We start from the raw sequence: 5699 nt of genomic DNA on the forward strand, positions 1-5699 counted from the left end.
CGCGGACCGACAGCTTCTGCCGCAAGTGCATGCGTCGAATGATGTTCAAAAGTCCCATGTGGATCACTCCCGTTACCCCCGCCGCTCACCGCTTTGGGGAAAGGTTCACATGGCTCAATTCTCAGTGGAAATTACGCCCCTATCCGGCTCAGTTCTGGGTGGAAATCAACACAGCTATGTCGATCTTGAGGTCCGCATTCCTGCGCGGCACCCGTTGCGGAAGATCCGGCAAGTAGTGGATGACGCACTTGCCAGCCTCGACGCTGATTTCGACCGTCTTTATGTCGATTTCGGCCGCCCTTCGATCGCACCGGAGCGGCTGATCCGGGCCAGCCTGCTCCAGATCCTGTTCTCGATCAGGTCCGAGCGGCAACTGATGGAGCAGATGCAGTATAACCTGCTGTTCCGCTGGTTCGTGGGCCTCGGGATCGACGACCCGGTCTGGGTGCCGACGGTGTTCACGAAGAACCGCGACCGGCTGCTGACGACCGAGATGTCGCGCAAGGTCATGGCGGCGATCCTGGCCCATCGCGAAGTCGCGCCGCTTTTGTCGGATGATCACTTCTCGGTCGACGGCACGCTGATCAAGGCTTGGGCATCGATGAAAAGCTTCAAGCCCAAGGCAGCGGGCACGCCCCCGGACGACGAGGGCCCGGGCGATCCGCCCGCCCATGGTGATGCCCCTGCTGTGAGCCCCGACACGCCAACTACCGAGACCGACCCCGAGATTGCTCCAATGTCCCGCCCCAGCCATCGCAGCCGCAATGCCGAGGTCGACTTCAGGGGCGAGAAGCGTTCCAACGCAACCCATGTCTCCACGACCGACCCAGAAGCGCGGCTTTACAAGAAAGCCCCCGGCATGGGTGCAATGCTCTCCTTCATGGGACATGCGTTGATGGAGAACCGGAATGGATTGATCGTTCAGCGTGACCTGACCCTGGCCGACGGTCATGCCGAGCGAAAGGCCGCGCTCGATATGCTGCATCGTCACTCCTCAGGCTCGACCCGGAAGCTGACGCTGGGCGCGGACAAGGCCTATGATGCCGCTGGCTTCGTGGCCGATCTGCGCGGGGCCTGCGTCACTCCGCATGTCGCCCAGAAAGCCCGGCATTCGGCAATCGACGGACGAACCACTCGACACAAGGGCTATGCCCTCTCCATCAAGCATCGAAAGCGGATCGAGGAGCCCTTCGGCTGGGCCAAGACCATCGGCGGCATGGCCCAGACCGTCTATCGCGGCCTCGAACGGGTGAGGTCCCGCTTCATCCTGACAATGGCCGCCAGCAACCTGGCCCGATTGCCCCGGCTGCTGATGGTGTGGATACCTCACCCCGAAACGGCATCGCGATGTGCCAAGATGGTGATGTTGCAAAGCACCAGCATGGAGGAGGTATCCGTGGAAGAGGTTACAGTCATCGGCATCGACTTGGCAAAGTCGGTTTTCCAGCTTCACGGCGCAACTGCGTCGGGACGGCCGGTCTTCCGCAAGAAGCTCTCGCGGGCGCAACTTATCCGGTTCATTGCCGAGCAACCGCCCTGCCTTGTCGCCATGGAGGCTTGTGCCTCGTCGCATTATTGGGGCCGAGAGTTCCTGAAGCTAGGCCACGAGGTGCGCCTGATCCCGCCGATCTACGTGAAGCCCTTTGTGAAACGGCAGAAGAATGACGCGAATGACGCCGAGGCCATCGCTGAAGCCGTGGTGCGCCCGACCATGCGGTTCGTGCCCGTGAAGTCCGAAGAGCAGCAGGCCCGGTCGATGGTCTTCAAGACACGCGATCTGCTTGTTCGTCAGCGCAACGCCCTCATCAACGCGGTGCGGGGGCACCTCATGGAGTACGGCATCATCGCGCCTGCCGGACGGACATTCGTCAAAAGGCTCGAGGCGCAGATCGAAGATCCAGAGAGCGACCTGCCCTCGGGCGTCATCGAGCTTTGTCACCTGCACCTTGAGCAGATTGGCATTCTCGACGACAGAACAAGGAAAATACAGAAACGCCTGAAGGACGAAGCGAAGTCAGACCCCGAGACGATCCGCCTGCAGACGGCTCCAGGTGTCGGACCCATAAGCGCTATGGCTATCCAGGCGTTCGCTCCCCCAATGGAAGGGTTCCGAAGAGGACGCGACTTTGCCGCCTGGCTGGGTTTCGTCCCCGTTCAGAAGTCGACCGGTGGCCGGCAAATCCTAGGGCGGACCTCCAAAATGGGGCAACGAGACATTCGAAGGTTGTTGATCATCGGCGCGATGACCCGGGTCAGATGGGCGATCAAGAACGGCCCTCCCAAGGGGTCCTGGCTCGAGCAGATGCTGGCACGCAAGCCCCGGATGCTGGTCGCCATCGCCCTGGCAAACAAAACTGCCCGCGCGATCTGGGCGGCGATGACGAAACAGGAGGATTATCGAGACCCTGCCCTGACCGTCTGACGCGGTAAGGGCTGGCAGGTGTGAGACGGACATTGAACAGTAAGGACAAACGATCGACCAGATCGAGGTTGGGGAAACCAGGCACTCCCAGAGAGCTTGCAACTCGGGCTCATTGATATGGACCCAACCTTCGCATCGCCATACCGGCCCGCGGCATTGTCAAAGCCGCACATCGAGGCCTGACACATGACCGTACCCGATCACATGTCCGAACTGTTCAAAAGAAAGCTTGCACCGACCGAGGTATCCACACATGGGAGTGTGAGCGCCGAACTGGCATCAGGCACTATGCCTTCAAGCGCCGAAGGACCCAGCCATGATCTTCATCAGTCGCTAAGATGGGAAACCATTCCGGTTCGTCGACTAATTCAGCGACCTGCTAAGGCAAGATTCTGCTTCAATCGGTTGCCGATCGCCCAACCAACAGCGGGTCAGCGCCAGCTGTCTTCGCACAAAGGGCCCGATTAACATGTTGCGTTAAGGGGTAGATATCCGGGATGGCAAGATGAAGGCCTCGAGTTGTGCCCGACTGACAGGCTTCGCCAAGACCACAATCTCAGCCAAATCTTCACCTGCAGACAGCTTTTCCTGAGTATATCCGGTCATAAGGGCGATGCGGATGCCCGGGTGCGTCTTAGAAATGGCGCAAACAAGGTCCAATCCAGACTCCCCGGGCATCACCACATCACTTATCAGCAGGTCCAGCCCGCTTTCGCGACTGATGATTTCTCGTGCCTCTTTGCCGTTAGCCGCAATAAGCGTATCGCATCCCAAAGAAGCTAGCATTCGGGCAACCACCCGTGCCACCGCCGGCGTATCATCGACCACAAGGGCTTTTCGTCTCTTGTCCGGGATGGCTGCAGCGGACGGAAGGTCGCCTTCCACCTCCCGTGTGTCAACCGATGCAACCGGAAAGAACATGGCAATGGTTGTGCCTTTCGCGACCGTGCTGGAAAGCGTCACGAAGCCGCCTATCTGCTCAAGGTAGCCGCGCACGCGCGACAGACCCAGCCCTGAGCCTTGTCCAGGCGAGCGCGTCGTGAAGAAGGGCTGGAACACCTGCTCGTGCAGGTGTTCCGGGACGCCGGAACCTGTATCTGCAACGGAAAGGCAAATCCAGGTTTGACTGGCTCCCCCACTGGGATGCGCACGTTGTACCTCGTTCAGCATAATGCGAATTGTGCCCGAGCCTTCGATCGCATCGCGTGCATTGAGAGCTAAGTTTAGCAGACAGCTTTCCGCCATGGCCGCGTCTATTAACACCGGCGGTAAACCCGTATCCACCTCCAGCTCGATCTTGATCCGCGACGGAATGGCGCGTCGGACGAAAGGCGCCCAAGACTGCACAAAGCTTCCGAGATCCGCCGTCTGCGGTGTCAGCTTTGACTTCCCCGCAAAGGCCAGAAGGCTGTCGTTCAGGGACTTGCCGCGCATCACTGCGTCGCGTGCCTCCGAAATCAGTATCCTCTTCTCATCAGGATCGGCCGTCAGTTCCAGAAGCTCGATGTTCCCCAAAATTACCGCGAGGAGGTTGTTGAAGTCATGGCTGACACCCCCAGCCATCTGTCCGATCATAGCTAGACGTTCGCTGCGATGGCGCTCCTCGTTCAGACACCTTTGCTGGGTGACATCGTTAACGAGGACGACCGCATGCCCATGTTGGTCATCCTGGCCGGCCAGCGGCACTGCCACGCACTCCAAGATTTCCTCGCGCCCTGAACGATGATGCCGCGCTTCGAATTGACAGACCTCCTGCGCAGCAAGTCTCTCGCGAACTTGACCTATATCGGGTGTGCAATCCGTCTCTTGCATCACCTGATTCAAGTTCTTTCCAAGCAGCTGTTGCCCTCCAAGGTCCTGAAGCTTTATAGCCGCAGCGTTCGCGTAGATGATCGGCCAGAAGTCGACGGCGCCCTCGCTTCTTTCCAGCATGACGGCACCGGTGGTCATCGCGTCGATCGCTGTTCTGAAAAGCCGAAGATCGCGCTGTTCGGCTACCTCGCGGGTCACATCCCTAAAATGGACAGCCACGCCGACCTGGGCAGGGTGCACCGTGACATCAACCCAAGCGCCTAGGGGTGCAAAATAAGCCTGAAATGATTTCGAGATGCCGCTTTCCCTAACTGCACGAAAATTGTGCTCAAAGATGGTGTTACAGGTTTCTGGAAACTCCTCCCAGATACATTGCCCGATAAGCTCCTTGGGGTCACGGCGGAGCATGTGCTCTGCTGCCGCGTTCACAAAGGTGAACCGCCAGCCGGTGTCGAGCAGAAGAAAGCCGTCGGTCATGGTGCGCAGGACGAAGGATAGTTCCGCCTGTGCACGCACCTGCTCGTCAATGGCAGCGCGTTCGCGAGTGATGTCCTGGAAGGCACCTTGCAGGGCCACCACGCGCCCGTCCTGCAGGATTGCCTCTCCGATGGTTCGGGCCCAGAAAACCCGGCCTGTTGTAGAGCGACACTGCACGTCCAGGTTCCACGACCGGCCCTCGGCCAGGCAGACATTGACGGCGTCCCTAATATGTTGCCTGCTTTTTTCGACATAGAACGAGAGGGCCAAATCGAGACTAAGTTCTGTTCCCTCTCGTACCGCAAACAGATCATAAAGAAGAGGGGTCCACGTAACCCGATCCTCGTCGACGCGATAGTGCCACGCGCCGGTCTGGCTGGCCGCGCATGCACCGCGCAGAAGGCGGAGCTCATCATGCTGATCCATTGTCGTCTGCGTCCTTCTGAATGCTGTCAGATGCCTCGGAAGTATCCGACTAGAAATGCTTAACCATTTTCTTAAGGTGCAGCCGCTTCAACTCCCAGATGTAAATTGCTGTAGTGCGGTGAGCTGGCGTGAGTTTCTTGTAGGAAGACGGAGAGGCGAAGTCACGGGGGAGATCAATGTCTACAGACGCAAATTCACGTTGGGCAGACGGCCAAGAACCCTGCCCGTCCACGTGCGCTAAGAGCGCCATGGGCTAAACTCAATCATCATGCCGCCACCAAAGGTCGGATATCGCCGCGGCGAGCATGAACGGCCGGTTCAGGGAAGCCGCACTGCAGCGCCTTGGCCGTCCTGACCGGCAGCTTAGGGCCGCCTGCGCTCGGATGAGGCACGAGGGCTGACGACCGAGCCATGTCCAATCGCTAGCAGGTCAGACAGGCAAGGGGTGGATCATGGCACGAGGGCGGCCGGCCTCTTTTCAAAGGAAAGCCAGCGTGATCGGCAGGTGGAAGCGGCGGGGGCCGGCTGCGCCGGGGTTCAGCCAGAGGGTGCTGCCGGTTTC

General features: G+C 59.4%; 2 protein-coding genes and 1 pseudogene. 2 read left to right on the forward strand and 1 reads right to left on the reverse strand.

Annotated features, from left to right (window positions below; genetic code table 11):
• Window positions 1–109: 109 nt before the first annotated feature.
• Both RAH32_RS21180 and RAH32_RS21185 read left to right on the forward strand, forming a co-directional pair.
• Window positions 110–1312: pseudogene (locus RAH32_RS21180) on the forward strand (IS5 family transposase); the annotation flags it as partial.
• Between the two features lie 84 nt (window positions 1313–1396).
• On the forward strand, window positions 1397–2422 hold the full coding sequence (locus RAH32_RS21185; RefSeq protein ID WP_306610377.1) for an IS110 family RNA-guided transposase: 1026 nt from the start codon (window positions 1397–1399) through the stop codon (window positions 2420–2422).
• A 477-nt stretch (window positions 2423–2899) separates the two neighbouring features.
• On the opposite strand, the gene RAH32_RS21190 is transcribed toward RAH32_RS21185, so the two are convergent.
• Window positions 2900–5137, reverse strand: coding sequence for a hybrid sensor histidine kinase/response regulator (locus tag RAH32_RS21190; protein ID WP_306610376.1), 2238 nt, complete (start codon window positions 5135–5137; stop codon window positions 2900–2902).
• Window positions 5138–5699: the final 562 nt, after the last annotated feature.

The organism is Paracoccus yibinensis (assembly GCF_030846195.1).
GTDB classification, from domain to species: domain Bacteria; phylum Pseudomonadota; class Alphaproteobacteria; order Rhodobacterales; family Rhodobacteraceae; genus Paracoccus; species Paracoccus yibinensis.